This is a genomic window from Natronincola ferrireducens (assembly GCF_900100845.1).
Classification (GTDB): domain Bacteria; phylum Bacillota; class Clostridia; order Peptostreptococcales; family Natronincolaceae; genus Natronincola_B; species Natronincola_B ferrireducens.
In genome coordinates, this window is sequence record NZ_FNFP01000001.1 from 925693 (window position 1) to 942512 (window position 16820).

The 16820-nt window shown below is 33.8% G+C and carries 17 protein-coding genes and 1 pseudogene; 10 read left to right on the forward strand and 8 right to left on the reverse strand.

Annotated elements, in window-relative coordinates:
* Positions 1 to 66 precede the first annotated feature (66 nt).
* A complete protein-coding gene (locus BLS22_RS04205; RefSeq protein ID WP_090550765.1) occupies positions 67 to 810 on the forward strand; it encodes a DUF1385 domain-containing protein in 744 nt (247 codons plus the stop codon).
* Here the strand turns inward: BLS22_RS04205 and BLS22_RS04210 are convergent.
* The gene (locus BLS22_RS04210; protein ID WP_090550770.1) at positions 807 to 1988 is read right to left on the reverse strand and encodes an MFS transporter; all 1182 of its coding nucleotides are present in this window, start codon (positions 1986 to 1988) and stop codon (positions 807 to 809) included. The two genes, BLS22_RS04205 and BLS22_RS04210, sit on opposite strands and share 4 nt — an antisense overlap.
* A 279-nt stretch (positions 1989 to 2267) precedes the next feature.
* On the opposite strand from BLS22_RS04210, the gene BLS22_RS04215 reads away from it, so the two are divergent.
* The 3 genes and pseudogenes from BLS22_RS04215 to BLS22_RS04225 form a co-directional block, all read left to right on the forward strand.
* Positions 2268 to 2969: a cytochrome c biogenesis CcdA family protein gene (locus BLS22_RS04215; protein ID WP_208974657.1), complete on the forward strand. Its 702-nt coding sequence runs from the start codon at positions 2268 to 2270 to the stop codon at positions 2967 to 2969.
* A 19-nt stretch (positions 2970 to 2988) separates the two neighbouring features.
* Complete coding sequence (locus tag BLS22_RS04220; protein WP_143011247.1) at positions 2989 to 3258, forward strand: peroxiredoxin family protein; 270 nt, start codon at positions 2989 to 2991, stop codon at positions 3256 to 3258.
* 12 nt (positions 3259 to 3270) lie between these two features.
* A pseudogene (locus BLS22_RS04225) lies at positions 3271 to 3549 on the forward strand (TlpA family protein disulfide reductase); the annotation flags it as partial.
* A gap of 59 nt (positions 3550 to 3608) precedes the next feature.
* On the opposite strand, the gene BLS22_RS04230 reads toward BLS22_RS04225, so the two are convergent.
* Positions 3609 to 3863, reverse strand: a complete 255-nt coding sequence (locus BLS22_RS04230; RefSeq protein ID WP_090550780.1) for a DUF1657 domain-containing protein — start codon at positions 3861 to 3863, stop codon at positions 3609 to 3611.
* A 322-nt stretch (positions 3864 to 4185) separates the two neighbouring features.
* On the opposite strand from BLS22_RS04230, the gene BLS22_RS04235 reads away from it, so the two are divergent.
* The 4 genes from BLS22_RS04235 to mgtE all read left to right on the forward strand — a co-directional run bounded on the left by BLS22_RS04235 (position 4186) and on the right by mgtE (position 7608).
* Positions 4186 to 4392, forward strand: coding sequence for a hypothetical protein (locus BLS22_RS04235; RefSeq protein WP_090550785.1), 207 nt, complete (start codon positions 4186 to 4188; stop codon positions 4390 to 4392).
* A gap of 193 nt (positions 4393 to 4585) precedes the next feature.
* On the forward strand, positions 4586 to 4807 hold the full coding sequence (locus tag BLS22_RS04240; RefSeq protein ID WP_090550788.1) for an alpha/beta-type small acid-soluble spore protein: 222 nt from the start codon (positions 4586 to 4588) through the stop codon (positions 4805 to 4807).
* Between the two features lie 201 nt (positions 4808 to 5008).
* Positions 5009 to 6115: a rod shape-determining protein RodA gene (gene rodA / locus BLS22_RS04245; protein ID WP_176762050.1), complete on the forward strand. Its 1107-nt coding sequence runs from the start codon at positions 5009 to 5011 to the stop codon at positions 6113 to 6115.
* A gap of 158 nt (positions 6116 to 6273) precedes the next feature.
* Complete coding sequence (mgtE, locus tag BLS22_RS04250) at positions 6274 to 7608, forward strand: magnesium transporter (RefSeq protein ID WP_090550790.1); 1335 nt, start codon at positions 6274 to 6276, stop codon at positions 7606 to 7608.
* 151 nt (positions 7609 to 7759) lie between these two features.
* Here the strand turns inward: mgtE and BLS22_RS04255 are convergent, their stop codons facing one another.
* The 6 genes from BLS22_RS04255 to BLS22_RS04280 form a co-directional block, all read right to left on the reverse strand.
* Positions 7760 to 8365: an ABC transporter ATP-binding protein gene (locus tag BLS22_RS04255; RefSeq protein WP_330386461.1), complete on the reverse strand. Its 606-nt coding sequence runs from the start codon at positions 8363 to 8365 to the stop codon at positions 7760 to 7762.
* 61 nt (positions 8366 to 8426) lie between these two features.
* On the reverse strand, positions 8427 to 8987 hold the full coding sequence (locus BLS22_RS04260; protein ID WP_090550795.1) for a hypothetical protein: 561 nt from the start codon (positions 8985 to 8987) through the stop codon (positions 8427 to 8429).
* Positions 8988 to 9017: 30 nt separating this feature from the next.
* Positions 9018 to 10220, reverse strand: coding sequence for an ABC transporter permease (locus BLS22_RS04265; RefSeq protein WP_090550798.1), 1203 nt, complete (start codon positions 10218 to 10220; stop codon positions 9018 to 9020).
* A 3-nt stretch (positions 10221 to 10223) separates the two neighbouring features.
* Complete coding sequence (locus tag BLS22_RS04270) at positions 10224 to 12161, reverse strand: HlyD family efflux transporter periplasmic adaptor subunit (RefSeq protein ID WP_090550802.1); 1938 nt, start codon at positions 12159 to 12161, stop codon at positions 10224 to 10226.
* Between the two features lie 202 nt (positions 12162 to 12363).
* Entirely contained in the window at positions 12364 to 13650 is a 1287-nt protein-coding gene (locus BLS22_RS04275; protein WP_090550804.1) for a sensor histidine kinase, read from the reverse strand.
* On the reverse strand, positions 13643 to 14335 hold the full coding sequence (locus BLS22_RS04280) for a response regulator transcription factor (protein WP_090550806.1): 693 nt from the start codon (positions 14333 to 14335) through the stop codon (positions 13643 to 13645). The genes BLS22_RS04275 and BLS22_RS04280 overlap by 8 nt, the downstream gene beginning before the upstream one ends.
* Before the next feature lie 422 nt (positions 14336 to 14757).
* Here BLS22_RS04280 and sleB point away from each other — a divergent pair, with 422 nt between their 5' ends.
* Together sleB and ypeB are read left to right on the forward strand one after the other, a co-directional pair.
* Entirely contained in the window at positions 14758 to 15441 is a 684-nt protein-coding gene (sleB, locus tag BLS22_RS04285; RefSeq protein ID WP_090550809.1) for a spore cortex-lytic enzyme, read from the forward strand.
* Positions 15442 to 15455: 14 nt separating this feature from the next.
* Positions 15456 to 16802, forward strand: coding sequence for a germination protein YpeB (ypeB, locus tag BLS22_RS04290; RefSeq protein WP_090550812.1), 1347 nt, complete (start codon positions 15456 to 15458; stop codon positions 16800 to 16802).
* Positions 16803 to 16820: the final 18 nt, after the last annotated feature.

Consider the following 16820-nt stretch of genomic DNA (forward strand, 5'->3'; position numbering starts at 1 on the left):
TTTTGAAAAAAATAGAACTGGTCTATAATGATAACTATACAATATTAACTGGTTTGGAGTGAAAAAATGAAGCTAGGTGGATATGCCCATATCAATGGCATCACATTTTTTTGTGATGTTTTAAAAATAAGGGCAATAAAAAGAAAGAAAACAATTGAATATCAAGGAGATTGGATTGTACCTAAAAGATGGTTAAGGAAACTGGAGGGTAAGCTTTTCTTAAATGGACTATTGACTATGTATTATCAATGGAAAATTATTAATACCAAGCATAAGCTTCTTATAGGAGGTTTGTTATTGGTGGCTGTGGTGGAGGAATTGTGCAGCTTTCCTTTAATGGATAAGATATTTATGTTAACAATTGATAAAATTTGGGTCTATAGTATTATGGCAGCAGTACTTTTGTTAAACGTTAGGAGGATTATTCGACTTTTTCAATATCATGGTGCGGAGCATAAGACGATTAATTGCTATATGAAGTACGGATATGTAAATTACTATTTGGTTAAGAAAGCCTCTAGATTCAACAAACGATGCGGTTCTAATCTAGCATTAACTATTATTTTGATTTATGGGTTATTATGGATATTTGGTATAGACTCTTTTTTTGTTTTTCTTTTAGTTTTTTTAGTTTCTATTCAAATTACTAAAAAACTTGCTTCAATAGAGGGTAAATGGGATAAATATATGAATATATTACAATGGATTACAGTATTGGAGCCAAAAGAAGAAGACATTCATTTAGCCATCAATGCCTTCCAACGTCTACAACAAGCCTATGAAATTTACCGCAAGGAAGTATGTACTTAAGTTGCAACTTCCTGTATTTTCTCTACAACAAGTTCATTATTAGAAAGACTGTAGAGGGTAAGAACAGCTATAACTGATGCAGCTCCACCTATAAAGTTTAGGAGTCTATAGCCACCAAGATTATAGAGGAGAGGAGCTATAATAACAAAGATTAAGCTGCATAAAGAATGAGAAAAGGAAATCAGGGTCATAAACAGGGTTCTTTGTTTAGGTTTTATTTCTGAAGCTAAGGTTTGAAAGGCTAAAAAGCCACCGTCTAAACCGACAAGATTTATAAAAATAATCATAATGATTAAAGGAATAGCATTTAAATAGGATAAGGGAAACAAAGTGATGGCTGTAAGGATAAAGCCTATTTTGGCTGTCAATAGTTTGCCTATTTTATCACTTACTAGGGTAGCAGCAGCTACACCAATCATAGTCCCTGAATTTGCTAAAGTGAAAATATAACCTATTTGACTTTGGTTTAAAGTAAAATTTTGGTCTAACCATATAGAGAAAAATCCAAAAAGAGATAAAGGAGCTGCCATCACCATAAAGGAAATTAATATAAACTTTTGGGTTGTTTTATCCTGCAAAAGCTGGATGAGCTCTGGAAGATTTATGTTTTTCCCTCCTGAATTACTAATAACTTTATCAGTTGGTAGCTTCAATAAAAACAACAATGCTATAACTGCAGCAAAAGATACACCTAAATACAGGGTTTGTAAATTAAACCTCTCAACAATATAAGATGCTGAGGCTGGAGCCAGCAAAACTGCAATAGCAAAGGATATTCGAAGGATGCCGGCTGCCCGGCCTCTTTGATGAAAGGGGATAAAATCGCTTATATAGGCGATAATGGTGGCACCTATGGTTAAGGAACCTATGGCGGTAATCATCCTAGAAACAGCGAAAATATAATGATGAGTTGAAACACCGCTCATAAAGGTACCCACAATGTAAAAAACAGTGGCAATAAATAACCCGCGTTTTTTTCCTATCTTATCTGTAAGCATTCCGAAAAAAGGTGAAAAAAGTCCTACAAAGAAAAAACCGAAATTCAAATAAATAACACTACTTTTTTCAATTCCAAAATGGGTAGATAAATAGGGTATAATCGGATTAATGAAATTACTCTCAAAGCTGACTAAAAATTGTAACAATGAGCATACAAAGAAAACAAAAATATATTTCATATCGGTACCTCCTTTCCCATACTTTATCCATTATGGAATATAATGGTGGATATGTAAACACTTTTTTATAACAATCTATAAAAATATATAATAAATTATGGTGGCTAGCCTATTATACCCTTCAATTAAGAAGGGTATGGGCATCATCCCTACCTTGGCTAGTTGAGGGAGGATATAATAATCCTTTATGAAGAATAAGAAAAAAGAATTATCAATGACAAGCAAATGATATATTATAGCATATATACCCTTAGCTTAGGGGGAGGGAGGAAATTTAAAATGGAAATATCAATTTTAATAGCCTTGTTAGCAGGAATGTTGTCATTTTTATCTCCCTGTGTACTACCTCTTGTGCCAGCCTATATAGGCTTTATTAGTGGTAGTTTTTCACAGGAAAAACAAGTCGACAAAAAGTTGGTTATTTTTAGAGGGTTTGTGTTTGTAATAGGCTTTTCTTTAGTTTTTATTATTATGGGAGCAACTGCTAGTTTTATAGGCAGGTTGTTCTTTAGGTATCAAAATATCTTCAATAAGGTCAGTGGCATCTTTATTATGTTTTTCGGGCTATATATGTTAGGGATTGTTAGACCCTCGTTTTTAAGCAGAGAACTAAGGTTTCGTTCACCTAAAAACATTACCAGTAGCTTAGGCTCATTCTTGATGGGGATGGCTTTTGCAGCAGGCTGGAGTCCCTGTGTAGGATCGGTACTAGGAGCTATATTATTGTATGCAGGAACAACTGCCACCGTCTATAGAGGTGTATTGCTTTTAGGTGTATATTCCTTAGGTTTAGGCATACCTTTTTTATTGACAACCTTATTGACCAATGAGTTTAACAAATTTTTAAACCGATATGACAAGGCTGTTCCATATATTTCAAAAATTGGTGGCATCCTTCTGGTATTGTTAGGGCTTCTAATATTTCTTGACAAGATGGTAGTCTTTAGTAGATATTTCTATTTTATTGATTTAGCCTTATAAAACAAATTATTGAGAGGTGATGAAAATGAAAAAAACACTCATAATCTTTTGTATTTTAATACTTCTTATTGGGGGAGGATATAGCATATCTACCTTTATAAGGAGTGGAGAAAATTCCGTAGAAGAAGAGAAGGAGCTAGGAATGGTGGGGAATAAAGAAGAGACAATTGGACTTGACATGGGAAATACCGCACCTAAATTCACTTTAATTAATACAAATAATGAAAAAGAAAGTTTGGAGAATTATAGAGGGAAAAATGTTATATTGAATTTTTTTGCTACAACATGACCTCCCTGTAGGGAAGAAATGTCCCATCTCGATGAGTTTCATCGAACTTATATAGATAAAGATGTGGTGGTGATCGGTATCAGTTTAGGGGAAAAACCAGAGACTGTAAGGACTTTTATGGAAGAACGTGGCTATAACTTTCCTGTTTTATTGGATGAAGAATTAGATGTAGGATTTACTTATCAAGTCAGGTATACCCCTACTACCTATGTTATTAATAAAGAAGGAAAAATTATTGGTAGAGGCATAGGCCCTCTAGATTTTGAAAAACTAAAAGAAATTATACAGTAGAAATGGAGGCTTAAATTTTAAGCCTCCATTTTTATTATCATTGAGGTTTATTTTTATTATCATTGAGGTTTATTTTGATTATTTTTATTCTGTTGTTGCATACCCATAGATTGCTGTAAATACTGGGGTTCTTCGCTATTTACAAAGTCTACTCTAGATTGAAGCATTTGAACGGTATTTTCTAAATTAGTAGATAATTGGTTAAACATTTGTTTTGCCTGTTGATCCTCAGTATCCATAGAAAAGCCTTTTAAATCAGTCTGCAAACTTTTAGCACTATTCAAGGCCTGTTGTAGTTTGTTAATGGTTGTCATAATATACATACCTCCATATTGTTTAAATAATAGATTTTATTGAAATCTACCAAAAGAAAAATTATTTTAAAAATTTTTAGAGAAACAATAAATTTTTCTTATCAACGTATAGTATAAGCACAAAAACAATTTTTTTTCATTGTAAAAATAACCAAAAGAGTTGATAGTACTAGGAACTCTTTTTAGTAATCATATAAATTGTAATTAAGAAATAAACTGTAAAAAAATATTATTCTACTATCACATCTTTTAGAGAAAAACATACTATAGAATAAGAACGGAATTTATTATATGAACTATATAAATAAAAGGAGTGAATAGAATGAGTGAAGTTAATCAAAATGATGTGTTAGGAAATTTGTTTGGTGGGATTTTTAGAGGAAAACATAGCATATTAATTTTTCTGTTGATATTCTTACTATTAAGTGGTCATGGTGGTTTTGGAGGATTTTTTGGTAAATTCGATGAAAATCTAATTCTAGTATTTGTTGTAATCATACTATTATTTGGTGGTTCCTTTAGATTCTAAGATAATAGTCACTAAATACTTAAAAAATAGGTGCTTGTAGAGAGCATCTGTTTTTTGTTTTTGTAAAATATGTAAATATATATAAATATTAGATTCTATTCTATATATTACAATGATTAAAAGCAAATCAACTACAGATAATAGTAATGTAGTTAATACTACAAATATACATTTAAGGAAGGAGGAAGACACAATGGCAACTAACAGCAATAACACTGGAAGAAATCAAATAGTAGTTCCAGAAGCTCGTCAAGCACTAAATAGTATGAAGACAGAAATTGCTAACGAACTAGGATTAACAAACTATGAGGCAACTGACAAAGGTAACTTAACAGCAAGACAAAATGGTTATGTTGGTGGTTATATGGTAAAAAGATTAATCGAGCAAGCTGAAAGAAGTATGAGTGGTAGATAATAAACTTTAAGTTTACTGACAAATAAAAAAACACAAACAAAAGCGAAGGAATTTCTTCGCTTTTGTTTGTGTTAGGTTTTAAAAATATAGTTGTAAAACCATAACCATTAGAGTAAACTAATTATGTAATCTTTTATATAGAATTGCGTATATAATTATAAATTTTTATTAAGGGAATATATTGCAGAGGATGAATAAAGGTTGAAAATCGAAAATAAGCTGCTAAAAAAAATAAATTTCAGTTTAATTATTGTGGTGCTACTAATTTGCATGATAGGTCTTGTTATGATTGCCAGTGCTACCCATAACCTAGGCTACGAAAGATTTATCAAGACCCAAATTGTATCCATAGCAATGGGATTCATAGCAATTATTATTATACTATTTATTGATTATAAAACACTAGCTAGGTTATATATACCAATATATATTTTTTCTAACCTTATGTTAGTAGCTGTTTTAATATTTGGTACTGGTAGTGAACAGTGGGGTGCCGATCGATGGATTCGAATAGGAGGTTTCCAATTTCAACCATCTGATTTTGCAAAAATAGGTATTATTATTTGTCTTGCTAAGATCATTGATGACAATAAAGAATCCATCCATGAATTACCAACATTAGCAAAAATAATTGGATTTTCGGCAATTCCGATGGTATTGGTTGCCCGTCAACCGGATTTAGGTACTACTATGGCTTTTGTTTTTTTTACACTAGGCATGATTTTTACAGCGGGACTAAAGTATAGGCAAATCCTTGTTACAGGTATCATAGGTATTATTAGTATACCTCTTGCATGGATAGGATTTTTACAGGACTATCAAAAGAATAGAATTATGACCTTTTTAAATCCAGATTTAGATCCTATGGGTACCGGTTATCATGCAATTCAATCTAGAATGGCAGTAGGAAATGGGATGTTATTTGGTAAGGGTTTGTTTAGAGGAACCCAAAGTCAATATGGATTTTTACCAGAAAAACATACAGACTTTATTTTTTCTGTTTTGGCAGAGGAATTAGGATTTGTAGGGGCAGGGGTATTAATTCTATTGTATATTATTATGCTTATAAAGTGTATTAATATAGCCAAAGAGGCTAAGGATGATTTAGGAGCATATATTGTAACAGGGGTTGTTTTTATGTTGGGTTTCCATATTTTTGCAAATATAGGAATGACTATAGGGTTGATGCCTGTTACGGGAAAACCTCTGCCTTTTGTTAGCTATGGTGGAACATTTATGCTCTCCAACATGATGGCCTTAGGTCTTGTTTTAAATGTAAATATGAGAAGAGATAAAATTAATTTTTAATGATGGTTTTAAAGTATAAATGGTAAGGAGGTGGTGGAAGTGGATCCTATTCCCGAGGGGAGTAAGAGCTCTTTGTTTGTAACAAAAAAATTAAATAGTAGGGAAGAATCTTCCACCATAAAAGGTGGGCACCTTCCCTAGTTAGGAGAGGTGAAACAATGTATGAAAGAATTAGTGAACTAATCGCAGAAAAAAAGTTTGCTGTCCTAAGAGAAGAATTAAAGGAAATGCGAGCTGTTGACGTGGCAGAAGCTTTTGATGAACTGGACAAAAAAAATACGATTATCCTCTTTCGTCTATTGAGTAAAGATGATGCAGCAGGTATTTTTTCCTATTTATCTACTCAGCAAAGGAAAAATATTGTTAACGCTATACATGAAACCCAGCTAAATGAAATCATAGATGAACTATACTTTGATGATATGATTGACTTTTTAGAGGAAATGCCAGCTAATTTTGTTAAACGGGTATTAGCTTCTTCCACAGAAGAGGAACGGAAACTGATTAATCAGTTCTTAAAGTATCCCGATACCTCTGCCGGCAGTCTTATGACTATTGAGTATGTGGATTTAAAAAAGGAAATGACAGTAAAGGAAGCCCTAGAGCATATTAAGAAAACTGGGGTAGACAAAGAAACCATCTATACCTGTTATGTTCTCGATGATAAGAGGAAGCTGGAAGGAATTGTTTCTTTAAGAAAGTTGGTATTATTTGACGCTGACCTACTGATTGCTGAAGTCATGAATGATGATTATATTGCTGCCAACACCTTAGATGATCAAGAGGAAATTGCTAGCCTCTTTAAAAAGTACGATTTATTAACTTTACCTATCGTAGATAAAGAAGGAAGGTTAGTAGGAATTATAACTATTGATGATATTATAGATGTTATTGACCAAGAAACCACCGAAGACTTTCAAAAGATGGCGGCTATGGAGCCCAGTGAAGAAGAATATCTTCATTCTAGAGCTTTTTCTTTAGCTAGACGAAGAATCCCATGGCTTTTACTATTGATGGTTTCTGCTACCTTTACAGAAGGGATTATAGGTCGTTTTGAAGATGTATTGCAAGCTGTTGCTATTCTAGCTGCTTCCATACCCATGTTGATGGATACAGCCGGCAATGCTGGTTCTCAGTCCTCTACCCTCATTATTAGAGGAATGGCCTTAGGGGAGATAGAGCTTAACGATTATTTGAGGGTGTTTTGGAGTGAGTTAAAGGTAAGTATTATTGTTGGCATTACTTTAGGGTTTTTAAACTTTGTTAGAATGATGATTTTTTCGCCAGCGGATTTGAGTGTGGGAATTACCGTATCAGCAACACTGGTATTGACGATTATGATGGCAAAGGTTGTTGGAGGAATTCTACCCATTGCAGCTAAAAAAATGAAGCTGGACCCGGCTATTATGGCTGGACCTATGATTACCACAATTGTAGATGCTTTAGCGTTGATGGTATACTTTACTATCGCTACTACGATATTAGGCCTATAAAGCATCCCTATATAACAAAAAAAAGAAGACGACTTCTCTACGGTGTCATAGGGACATTTTCTAAACCGTAGTGAAGTGGGGGCAGTATGTATGGGCAGACAGTGAGTATTCGCTGTCTGCCCATATTCTTTATAGCAGCTATCTGATAAATTTAATTTTCTAAAACTCCATCTTTCAACGTTAGTATCCGATTACCTACTTTAGCAACATTACTATCATGGGTAATTTGAATTATAGTATTTCCTTTATTATTCAGTTCCTTGAATAATGCTAGAATGTCCTTTCCAGTTTTAGAATCCAAGGCACCTGTGGGCTCATCAGCCAGTAATATAGCTGGATTGGTTATTAAAGCTCTAGCTATGGCAACTCGTTGTTGTTGCCCACCGGAAAGCTCATTGGGTTTGTGGTGACTTCTATCTTCTAGTCCTACCATTTCCAGAATTTCTTTCGCCTTGTCTTTTGCCAAGTACCTTTCAGCACCTCGAATAAGCAATGGCATCATTACATTTTGCAAAACTGAATACTTGGGAATCAAATGATACTTTTGAAATATAAAGCCTATTTTCTCGTTTCTTATGGTAGCAAGAACATCTGCATCACTGTTTTCTACAGAAATACCATCAATCACATATTTGCCTGTATCTAAAGTGTCCATACACCCAATGATATTCATAAGGGTGGATTTTCCGCTACCTGACGCACCAAGAATCGAAACATATTCACCTTTTTTAACCTGCATAGTTACATCTTTTAGCACATGAAGCGAGGACCTGCCCATATAATAAGATTTGTTTACATTTTCTAACAAAATCATACTCTTACCAAACCATTATGCTTTCAACAACACCACTGGTTTCATTGATAATAATCTGAACTAAGCTTCCTACTTTAATACTGTCCAGTGTAGTTTCTCTGCCTAATACATTGACTATATTGGCTCCGGCAGGAATTATAAATTCTTTTATCTCACCTGTAAACTCAATTGGGAGCTTTTCAATTTCGCCACCACCCGCGGCGTTTCCATCAGCTTCATCACCTGAATCATCCGGCATTGGAATCATTATTACTATGTCTCCGTCAGCATCGCCTCCAAAGCCTCCTTCAACAGGTATTTGGTTGCCGTTTTCGTCAATCATCATAGTTTGATTGTCACCACTATCATTCTCCAAAATAAGTTTACCTATGCTTAACGTGATTTCATTACCTAATTTTCCTGATATCTGCCCCATGTAAGTTTTAATTGAAGCTGTTTCTTGTTTTTCAGATTGAGATAAATCCGGTGTTGAATTTAAATCCTTTACGTTGTTTGTTTCTCCTGTACAAGCTACTAAGCTTAATGCCAGTGTTCCAGCTACTAATAATAAAATCACCTTTTTCATTGTTTTAAATCCTCCTTTAAATATATTGATTTATTCTTCAGCCAACGCCTTTACAGGCATCAGCATGGAAGCTTTGTAAGCTGGGTAAAACCCAAAAACAGTGCTTGTTGCTACTGCAAATAATAAGGCAATTATTTTACCCTCTAATGTGGGATAAACAGGAATATCAGTGTAATTCATAAAACCTATGGCAAAAAAACTTAGAGCAACCCCAATAATTCCCGAAAATACACCAATACAGAACGCCTCTATCAAAAACTGAAAAAGAATATCTTTTTCTTTAGTACCTAATGCCTTTAAAATTCCAATTTCTTTTGTTCGCTCTTTCACTGTAACAAACATGACATTCATAATTCCAATACCACCTACTATAAAAACAATCACAGCAACAGAAACAAGTAAAAGTTTCATGGTTGTAGCAGAAGCTGTTGCAGCTTCAATTCTTGTTCCAGCATCAGAAACCATGTAAGCACTTGCATCATTCATGTAATAATTCAATGTGCTTTTAATCTCGGTCTTTGCCCGTTCTATATTCTCTATACCAAGAGCTTTTCCTACAGCCTGAGTTGTTGAATATTTATCAAGAATATTATCTTTCATCATAGTGCTATAAGGAATGAAGATGCTACTGTCGGTATCTACACCTTGTAGGCCATCTTCACTGCGCTTCAAAAGTCCTACGATTTTATAACGAAAATCACCAATCTTGATATAATTACCCACAGCATCATCGGGCCCAAATAGTTTTTCTGCGATTCTACTTCCGATTACAGCCACTCGCTCGCTATCTTCAAAATCGTACTCACTGAAATCTGCTCCTTGTTCAATAAATATATTTGAAATTTCAACATATCCTTGTGTAACCCCAACCAGGTTAGTAGATTGTTTAGAGTTCTTATACACCACTTCTTTGTATGTGCTAGATCTTAGATACAAACCTTGCAAAGTATTACTTTCCTCCATAATTTTATCTGCTAAATCTGGTGTGAGTTTTTCTATGGTACTAATATCTCTTTTGGCTCCTACTGCATTATAGTCCAAATTAACATATACAGTATCAGCAGAAAGGTTTGAAAATTGCTTTGCTGCTTCCATTTCACCTCCCTTTCCAATTGCAATAACAAGGATAATTGTAATTGTACCAACGATAATACCTAGCGTAGTAAGTAACAAACGAAATTTGTTTTCTATCATGTTAATATAAACAATATGAAAAATCTCACTCAATCTCATAGGCTACTCCTGTACTACGGCAATATCATCTTCTGATAATCCATCTAAAACTTCACTGATTCTTCCATCCGAAAAGCCAGTAGCTACTTTAGTTTTTACCAGTTCGCCGCTTTCTTTTTTTACATTAACATATTGCTCTCCATTTTCAAGCAAAATAGCTTTATTAGAAATAGTTAAAATATCTTGTTTCTCTTTCAAAATAATCGTAGCAAATGCTCTCATTCCCGGAAGTAACATCTGCTCTTCTGGATCAATAGCTATTGTAACAGGGTAATCCCCATTGTCATTTGCAACAAGTAGTCTTTCTACAACAGTACCTGAAAATTTCTGTTCTGCAAAAGCATCTACAAAAACATTTACTTTTTGACCTATGGAAATGCTACCAATATCTACTGAACTTACAGGAACAGTCATTGTGATTTCACTTAATTCTCCGATTACACATAGTGGCCTACCATCTACAACAACATCTCCAGTTTTGTAATTCAGTGCAGTTACAATTCCATCCATCTGTGCATATAGTGTTGGATTTTTATCTAAATCAAATAGTTTGTTTAATTTTTCTTGAACATATACTACATTTCGATTTGCTTTAGAAATATTTTCGTTAATTGCCTTTAATTCTTCATTTACCTTATAATCAGCAAAAGCGCTATTCTTACCTTGGTTTTCTAATGCTTGCTCATATTGTTTTTCTGTTTTTTGAATTTCCTCCAATTTTGAAGAAAATGCAGTATATTCTTTTTCTAATGCATCTTCAGTTGAACTTTTCTTATTTCTTAGCTTTTCCAGTTCTTCAACAATAGGATTTTCTGAAAGCTTATCGATTTCCTGTTGCAAAGCTGTATTTTTATTTTGCAACTTAGTTATTTCAAGGCGAATTGCGTTCATCTCCTCGGACCCATCCGATAGATTATTTAAATTACTTTGAGCTTTTCTAATTTGATTTTCTTTTCTTGAAATTTGTTTTTGTAAATTAACAATTTCTTTGCTATAGGAGAGGTCTTCAATTTCTGCTATTTTTTTCTTGATCTCATCATTTAGTCTCTCAATTTCTTTTGAAAGCTCTGCTTTCTTTGTTTCCTCTTCTGTTTCATCTAATACTCTCTTCAGTTCAGAAATATCTTGATGTTTTTTTTTGATTTCTACTTCTAGCTGTTGTATTATAGTGTGATTGCTATTTGCTAAAGATAGTTTTTGACTTAACTGAGTATTTAATTTTTGAATTTCATACTGAATATTAGCAATTTCTTCATTGAGTTCTTTTCTTTTAGCAGAACCCGTATCTACTTTCAAAAGCTTTTCGTTTAGATCCCCAATCTTAATAATGTTTTTATTGATTTTATCTTTTAAATCTGCTATCCTGATTTCAATATACTTCACTTGTGGTGTTAACTCAAAATTCTGTTTCTCTAATTTTGTAATTTCTGATTCATAATCTTTGATAGACTTTTGAATTCTGTTTTTCTCACTAGCTAATTGTTCTAGTCTTCCATCAAATTCTTGTTTGATTCCATTCACGCCATCTTGCTTATTCTTATGGTTTTGACTTAGCATTACATCTTTTGTACTTGATGCTTGCAAAAGAGTAGCTTTTGCATCTGAAAGTTCATCCTTAGCCATCTTGATGAGCTCACTTAAATTATCAGCTGAAATGGTGGCTAACTTATCACCTTTTTTTACCTCGCTACCTACTTTTACAAATATTTCATCAACCACAGTATTTTCCTCAAAGCTGTGTATATTAGGCAAGGTGTTAATTTGACCACTTGATTCAACACCCACAGTGATACTACCTTTTTTAGCAGGATATTCCCGCTCACGAACTACATTGCTCTTATCTTTCGGAGTAAGTAACAGTGGCAAGCTGATTGCAACTACAAGTAATATTGCAGATGTGCTTATAATAATTTTTTTCTGTTTTAAAAATTTCGTTTTCACAGTAACACTCCCTATACTTTGTTATCTATTACAAAACAAATTATATATATGTGACCTTTAACGAACCTTTAATGCAAAATAAAATTTGTTTGTCTATACTCACCAACTTTATGTCCCACTCAATTGTGAGCTTACTTAGAATTTCAAGTGCTCAAAAAATAAAAAGCCTTCGGTTAACGAAAGCTTTTTTCTAACATGTAAATTACACACAATTAAATTTTACAGTAAACATTGTATTTTCATTTTGAATGCTTGAAACGGATATTTCACCATTCATACTTTTTACTAGAGATTTTGCTATGGACAGACCCAAACCGTAACTACCATTATGTTTTCTTGAGGAATCGACTCTATAAAACCTATCAAAAATTCGCTCTATATGCTCTTCTGCAATGCCATCCCCTGTATTAGAAACAGAAAATACAGCTTGATTTTTTCTAATCCAAAGGAGTACATCAATGCTACCCCCAGCATTTGTATACTTAACAGCGTTATCTAGCAATATTTTAACAATCTGTTCCATCTTATCTTCATCACCGTTTACAATAACATCAGAATCAATGTGCCGGTTAAATTTAATACCTTTTTCAAAGATAACAGTTTCTATAGAAAGGATAGAATTCTCGATTGTTTCACTAAAATTAATAGGAGACAATTCCATAGGAGCCTCTGTATTATCGGTTTTTGCCAAATAGAGTAAATCATTTACAAGCTTACTCATACGCTCTATCTCATAGTATATATATCCTAACCATTTTTGCTGACTTTCCACAGTTTCTTTTGGATTTGAGGTCACGGCATCAAGATTTGCACCAATGGACGCCAGTGGCGTTTTTAGCTCGTGGGATGCATCTTGAATAAATTGCTGCTGTTTTATATAGGATTTTTCAATAGGAATAACCGAACGTTTTGCAAAATATATACTTATACCTAAAATACCAAACAAGGTTACTACTCCAATCGTAATAAAAGTGATAAGCAATTGCATTAGCGTCTGTTGTGATTCTGTAATATCTAAAAAAGTTATTTGATAAAGTTGCTCTACTACCGGAAGATTTTTCAAACTGTCATCGGTAATATTTACCTTGGCAAATGCTTGGGAAAATGAATATTGAAATTGTTTGTCATCTAATAAAATTTTCCCTGTTTTGCTATTCTCTTTGGTTGCTAGGTTAACAGCCTCTAATATAAACTCCTTAGATATTATTCCAAACGAACTATCGAAAACGTAGTCGCCTTGTTCATTGATAATAACACCAAAAGCCTGTATATATTCACCTGACGGAAGTTGTACATTAACCATAACACTATGTTCAAATATTTCCATGTAGTGTTTAGTTGTTGATGAAATATTTTCTATTTTTAATTTATTTTGGTTTTGAATATTGTTAAATGTAATCATATAGATTGCAGCAAAAGAAGCTATCATAACAAATGAAATCATCATCATATTAAGGAATACGAATTTTCGTTTTAGTTTTTTAAACATTAGTTGTGTCCTCAGGTTTTAACAGAGAGTAACCTAATCCTCGGATTGTTTTTATTGTGGTTTCGGCAGATAATGCTTTAAGTTTTTTTCTTAAGAAAGAAACATATACCTCAACATGACTGTCCTCAGCTTCACTGTCAAATCCCCAAAGCTTTTCAATGATTGTATTTTTAGAAATTACATTGCCTTTTGCTTGAATAAGAAGATCTAAAAGTTGACTTTCTTTTAGAGTTAAGTTAAAAGATTTTTTGCCGCAATATAAATTTAGTGAGTAAGGATTTAGCTCAATATCACCATAAGTCCTTGTGTTTTCAATTGCTATATCACCTTTTCGTCTCCCTAAAGCACGCAAGCGTGCAAGAAGCTCTTCTGTTTTAAATGGCTTTGCAAGGTAATCATCTGCACCTAAATCAAGTCCTTTTACTTTATCTTCAGTTTCTCCCTTTGCTGTTAAAAGTAATACAGGAATTGCAATTTTTTCTTTTCTTAACGATTTTAATATGTCCAAACCATTTAATTTAGGAAGCATGATATCTAGAATGATTATGTCATAAATTCCTGACAAACCACAATCTAATCCATATTCTCCATCATAAGCCAAATCTACTGTATAATTATTTTTTTCTAAGACCTGTGCAACCGCTTGTGCCATATATTCTTCATCCTCAACCAATAAAATTCTCATCTATTTCACCTGCCTTGTTCTAAATAGCTTTAGTATAATTTAAAAACCTTTAATCAACCTTAAATCATAGGCAATATCCACGTCCTTGATCCTGTTTTCCTCCCTCAGCTTCTGTACCCAATGCTCTGTAATGTCTTACTTTTTAGCTGCTTCTCGAATAGTCATGTGCTCTATTTTGTGGCATCCTTTTAGAAAATACATATATTATATTCGTTTTGACAAATTAAAGCAAACATTTTAATCGAAACACTCCATAAGCCAATAAATAGGCTTATGGAGTGTTTACTCGTATTCAGTTTACTTTTCTTAAATTGTCCCTATGACACCATGAACTTACAGATCGTCTTCTTTTTTTTGGATAATTTAGTATGTTTCAGATAAAAATAATAGTATTCTATTAAAATCAACAAAGGAGGTATAACATGAAAAGGAAAGTAGCAATTCCTTTATTAACAATAATATGTGTTTTATTGCTAGCTATTCTTATGTTTGAAAGTATCTATGCCCAAAATCTTGCTTGGGGTTCAAGTGGAGCTGAGGTTACAGATCTACAAAATCGTTTAAGTCGATGGGGCTATTATGATGGGGCCATCAGTGGCACCTTTGGGCCCCAAACCTATGAAGCAGTTCGATTTTTTCAGCGGAGGAATGGCCTAACGGTAGATGGTGTTGTAGGACCTCAAACGAGGGCAGCCCTTGGTATGCCTACTAAGGCAGCAGCGCCTACTACCCCCGTCAGTAGAGGAGTATCAAGAAGTGATGATGTAGAATTGTTAGCAAGAACTATTCATGCAGAATCTAAAGGTGAGCCCTATGAAGGCCAGGTGGCAGTAGGGGCAGTTATTCTTAATCGCGTCAGAAGTTCTAATTTTCCAAATACTATAGCAGGGGTAGTATATCAACCCTGTGCCTTTGAGCCTGTTAAGCGGGGAACTATCAATCAAGCACCTAATGATTCTGCCTATAAGGCAGCAAGGGATGCCTTAAATGGTTGGGATCCCACAGGAGGAGCACTTTATTTCTGGAATCCCGCCACAGCCACCAGTAAATGGATTTGGACACGAACCATTACCCTAAGAATTGGAAGGCATGTATTTGGTATTTAGAGAGGAGTGATAGAATGAGAAGATATTTACTACCCAGTATACTAGCAGTGGCTCTGGTGGCAACTGGAATTTGGGGATATTATCAATTTAATGAAAGAAATGATTATCATACATATTTAGATTTACAATTTCAAAGGCAGTTTTATGATTTGATAGGGCATGTTGAAAATGCTCAAGTGGATTTGGCTAAGGCTATGGTATCGGGTTCTACAAAGGATATTACAAAGTATTTAAACGATACAGTTTTTCAAGCCTATATGGCACAGGATAAGCTTACCCAATTACCCCTAAACCATCCAGCTATTCGAAAAATAGAAAGATTTTTAAACCAATTAGGAGATTATTCTACTGCTATGGTAAACAAAAGCTTAGAAGGTATACTTCTAGATGAGGAAGAACTCAATACTTTGACAGAGCTCCATAGCTATATCAATTTATTATCGCAGGATTTGATAGAGCTACAACAGGATGTTGCATCAGGCGGTATCAACTTTGGGGATTTAAGACGGGAAGGAAATAGGGATTTAGGACGATTGAATGATAGAATGGAAAAGTTTAATTTAATTACCTTTGAAGAGAGGGTACAGGATTATCCTGAGCTTATTTATGATGGTCCCTTTTCAGATCATTTAAAAAATATAAAACCAAAATTAAAAGGCAAAGAAATAACTGAAGCCCAAGCAATAGAAGTTGTACAAAACACCTTCAAAGAAGAAAATGTAAGGGATATAGAGGTAGTGGGCAAGATAGAAAACACACCTATTTCTGGTTACTATTTAAGGGGAACTAGAAATGGCGATAATGGTCAAGAGATTTCTGTAGCAGTAAGCCAAATCGGTGGAAAAATCATATGGTATCTTAACCCTAGGACTATAGGAGAAAGTAGATTAGGTAGAAAAGAAGCAATGGAAAAGGCCCAGAAGTTTTTAGAGGATAAAGGCTATAAAGATATGATACCTACCTATACATCAAACTATGAAGGCATGAGCATCATTAATTTTGCCTATGAGCAGGAGGATGTCATTGTCTATACAGATTTAATTAAGGTTAAGGTAGCTTTAGATAATGGAGAAATTATAGGATTAGAAACAGAAGGGTTTTTGATTAATAACCATGAAAGGGATATTGAAGAACCCCAAGTATCAGAGGAGGCAGCTAGGGAACGATTAAATAGTGGTATTGAAATAGAAAACACCAGGCTGGCTATGATACCTACTCCTGGAAAAAAGGAAGTACTGTGCTATGAATTTAAAGTAAGGTTTGGTGAGGATCGCTATTTAATCTATATTGATGCCAATGAAGGAGAACAAAGAAAGGTATTGTTATTGGTTGAGCAAGAGGATGGAACTTTAACCATGTAAGAATTTTAAGTAAATTCA

Excerpts from the sequence above, each read along its gene's own strand:
- BLS22_RS04205 (WP_090550765.1), top strand. The coding sequence starts at position 67 with ATGAAGCTAGGTGGATATGCCCATATCAATGGCATCACATTTTTTTGT.
- BLS22_RS04210 (WP_090550770.1), bottom strand. The coding sequence starts at position 1,988 with ATGAAATATATTTTTGTTTTCTTTGTATGCTCATTGTTACAATTTTTA.
- BLS22_RS04215 (WP_208974657.1), top strand. The coding sequence starts at position 2,268 with ATGGAAATATCAATTTTAATAGCCTTGTTAGCAGGAATGTTGTCATTT.
- BLS22_RS04220 (WP_143011247.1), top strand. The coding sequence starts at position 2,989 with ATGAAAATGAAAAAAACACTCATAATCTTTTGTATTTTAATACTTCTT.
- BLS22_RS04230 (WP_090550780.1), bottom strand. The coding sequence starts at position 3,863 with ATGACAACCATTAACAAACTACAACAGGCCTTGAATAGTGCTAAAAGT.
- BLS22_RS04235 (WP_090550785.1), top strand. The coding sequence starts at position 4,186 with ATGAGTGAAGTTAATCAAAATGATGTGTTAGGAAATTTGTTTGGTGGG.
- BLS22_RS04240 (WP_090550788.1), top strand. The coding sequence starts at position 4,586 with ATGGCAACTAACAGCAATAACACTGGAAGAAATCAAATAGTAGTTCCA.
- mgtE (WP_090550790.1), top strand. The coding sequence starts at position 6,274 with ATGTATGAAAGAATTAGTGAACTAATCGCAGAAAAAAAGTTTGCTGTC.
- BLS22_RS04260 (WP_090550795.1), bottom strand. The coding sequence starts at position 8,987 with ATGAAAAAGGTGATTTTATTATTAGTAGCTGGAACACTGGCATTAAGC.
- BLS22_RS04265 (WP_090550798.1), bottom strand. The coding sequence starts at position 10,220 with ATGAGATTGAGTGAGATTTTTCATATTGTTTATATTAACATGATAGAA.
- BLS22_RS04275 (WP_090550804.1), bottom strand. The coding sequence starts at position 13,650 with ATGTTTAAAAAACTAAAACGAAAATTCGTATTCCTTAATATGATGATG.
- BLS22_RS04280 (WP_090550806.1), bottom strand. The coding sequence starts at position 14,335 with ATGAGAATTTTATTGGTTGAGGATGAAGAATATATGGCACAAGCGGTT.
- sleB (WP_090550809.1), top strand. The coding sequence starts at position 14,758 with ATGAAAAGGAAAGTAGCAATTCCTTTATTAACAATAATATGTGTTTTA.
- ypeB (WP_090550812.1), top strand. The coding sequence starts at position 15,456 with ATGAGAAGATATTTACTACCCAGTATACTAGCAGTGGCTCTGGTGGCA.